General features: G+C 42.6%; 2 protein-coding genes. One reads left to right on the forward strand and one right to left on the reverse strand.

Annotation, left to right across the window (positions count from 1 at the left end; translation table 11 throughout):
• On the reverse strand, positions 1 to 1,837 hold a 1,837-nt coding region (locus WBJ10_RS01495; RefSeq protein ID WP_424287791.1), incomplete at its 3' end, for a TonB-dependent receptor.
• Positions 1,838 to 2,267: 430 nt separating this feature from the next.
• On the opposite strand from WBJ10_RS01495, the gene WBJ10_RS01500 reads away from it, so the two are divergent.
• Positions 2,268 to 2,459, forward strand: a 192-nt coding sequence (locus WBJ10_RS01500) for an OB-fold nucleic acid binding domain-containing protein (RefSeq protein WP_424287792.1), incomplete at its 3' end; no start/stop codon positions are given.

Genomic DNA, 2,459 nt, shown 5'->3' on the forward strand with positions numbered 1-2,459 from the left:
CATTCTGGCGGATATATTCGCCCACATCATTTATCTTTCCAGTGAGCACCAGCTGATCGTCATACATCATCGCGTAAGCGTTTAATCCTGCTGACAAATTGCCTTTTCGGAGTCTGTATCCTGCTTCCAGATCCAGTAAATTCTCCGGCGAAGGGCGGGTTGCAGGTGTTGAATTAATATAATCATCGCGATTTGGTTCTTTGTTTGCAACAGCGAGTGATGCATATACATTGCTGCCTGGATTAATCTGGTAACTAAGACCCAATTTAGGATTGAAAAAGTCGAGCTCATCATCCTGTCCAAGGATCATGCGATTTTTATCGGTTCCTCTGATTTTATAATTAATTGAACGGTATTGCAGGTCGGCAAACAGGTTCAGTTTGCCCAGCGTATAATCTGCCTTCGCATAAGCATTGAAATCCGTTTTAAAGCCATTGCCCTGGTAGTATCGCTGTAGATTCAGATCTACGGGAATAAATTGTCCGCGAATAACTTCGCCGAAATGATCGCCGTCATATTCATTGTAGGCACCGCCAAGGGTGAAGTTCAGGTTTGCAGATGGGTTATAGTTAAGTGAGTAGGTCATGCCGTAGAAATCATTGTCAAGCCATCTTCGCCGAACCAGGTCGCTTTCCGTAATAGTAGTCGCTCCCAAGGTATAAGGAGCAATACCATAATTACTTAAATCCTGCTCTTCCCGATATTCTTCATAATATCCTTTTCCGCGTGTATAGTGGAGTGCGGCATTTGCAGAAAAGCGATCGGAAATCGTTTTAGAATAAAGCAGCTGATAATGATTCTGGACATAATTATCTGTTTGGTCATCATAAGTAAAACTGTTAAATGTGCGGTTGGTATTCAGCAGATTTTCAGGTATACCGTTCCAGGCCTGATAGGTTTTTTCTGAGCCTGAGAACACGTTTGCACGAAGCAGGCTGGTTTTGCCATAATACGCACCGCTCAGGAAGTAGGATTTAAGGTCAGAAGAGCCACGGTCAATATAGCCATCGGACTTGATCCGGGATAAGCGGCCATCGAAACTAAACTTGTTATTAATCAAGCCGGTACCCACATTCACTGTATTCTTTAATGTTTGGTAGGAGCCGAAAGTGTTATTGAGTTCGGCGTAGGCTGAATCGCGCCTTGTTGTAGTTTGTATATTTAAACTTCCTCCAAATGCGCCGGCACCGTTTGTTGAAGTGCCAACACCGCGCTGGATCTGAATGTTATCGACAGACGAAGCAAAATCAGGCATGTTTACCCAAAACGTACCCTGACTTTCGGAGTCGTTATAAGGAATTCCATTAACTGTTACGTTTACCCTTGTCGGGTCGCTTCCGCGGATGCGTATGCCAGTATAGCCTATCCCATTACCGGCATCAGAACTTACAACCACTGAAGGAGTCTGGTTCAATAAGAAAGGCAAATCCTGTCCAAGATTGTTCTTTTCAAGCTCTTCTTTGCTGACATTTCTGTAGGTGGTAGCAGAATTTTCTGTTGCCCGGGTTGCCCTTACCAGCACTTCATCAGCAAGGAGGCTGTTAGTGCTTAGTTCGAAGTTTAATTTCGAATCAGCTTCAACCAGGATCAACTTCTGAATCGTCTGATACCCTACATAAGTAATCCGTAATTCATATTTACCCGCTCTCAAATTCTTCAATGAGTAATTTCCGGATGGATCAGTTTGTGTTGAGATGAATGAATTTTCGAGGTAGACGCCCGCCCTGCTTAGAGGTGCGCCAGTTAGCTTGTCCGTGATTTTTCCGCTAATGGAAAATTGAGCTGAAGCCATGAACGGCATCAGGATCGCCGCAGCGATGATTAATAAGTTTTTCAAAATGAATAAATAAAAAAAGTTAAACATGCTGCATAGTGGGGTTCTATACAGTTCTTAACATTTACCTCCCTACGCCGGCATTATCCGGATCAGGTGCTCTCATAAGCTGAAAAGTGAAAGCTGAAAGGTGAAAGCCCCGCGCGGAAACTTAAAACCTATAATTTATTACTTACAACTTAATTGATGGGTTTAATCTCAGCCTGTTTTTGTGTTTGATTTCGCAAACAAGGCACCCCTTATTGATAAGGGCAAAGCTATAAATAAAATATTATTATTGTCTATTTCTTATTGACCTTGTTACCTTCTTTGTATCAGTGATCCCCACTGGTTGTCAGCTAAGGTGCTGTATCCTAATCAAACTCTGCATAAAGTTGTATTTATTGCACCCCAAGTTTTTCAAAAAACGTACTTTTGAGAATTAAAGAATATTATGCTCAGAACACATACTTGCGGAGAACTAACCATCAAGGATCTAAATAAAGAAGTCACACTTACAGGCTGGGTGCAGAAATCACGCGACCTGGGAGGTATGACCTTTGTTGATATGCGCGACCGGTACGGAATTACGCAATTAACTTTCAATTCTGACGATAACGCGGATTTGAGGGCACAGGCTCGTGAT

This window comes from Daejeonella sp. (assembly GCF_049655485.1).
GTDB lineage: Bacteria > Bacteroidota > Bacteroidia > Sphingobacteriales > Sphingobacteriaceae > Daejeonella.